At 64.7% G+C, this 521-nt stretch carries 1 pseudogene; it reads left to right on the top strand.

The window, feature by feature from the left end:
* Nucleotides 1-521 (top strand): annotated as a pseudogene (locus tag AC22G6_RS21820) (sulfoacetaldehyde acetyltransferase); the annotation flags it as partial.

The following is a 521-nucleotide window of genomic DNA, read 5'->3' as shown; positions in this document are numbered from 1 at the left end:
AGCTACCTGCACAACGATTCCTTCCCCGCGAGCCATCCGCTGTGGTGCGGCCCGCTGGGCTACCAGGGTTCGAAGGCGGCGATGAAGCTGATTGCGCAGGCCGACGTGGTGGTGGCGCTGGGTTCGCGTCTGGGCCCCTTCGGTACCCTGCCCCAGCACGGCATGGACTACTGGCCCAAGAACGCGAAGATCATCCAGATCGACGCCGACAACAAGATGCTCGGCCTGGTGAAGAAGATCTCGGTCGGGATCTGCGGCGATGCGAAGGCGGCCGCCGTGGCGCTGACCCGTCGTCTGGAAGGCAAGACCCTGGCGTGCGATGCCGACAAGGCTGCCCGCGCGCAGAAGATCGCCGACGAGAAGGCGGCGTGGGAGAAGGAGCTCGACGAGTGGACGCACGAGAAGGATGCCTTCAGCCTCGACATGATCGAGGAGAACGCGAAGGAGAAGACCTTCCAGGGTGGCGACTATCTGCATCCGCGTCAGGTGCTGCGTGAGCTCGAGAAGGCGATGCCCGAGGA

It is taken from the genome of Parazoarcus sp. PS-13 R2A, assembly GCF_057621855.1.
This window is presented reverse-complemented; position numbering and strand designations above follow the sequence as displayed.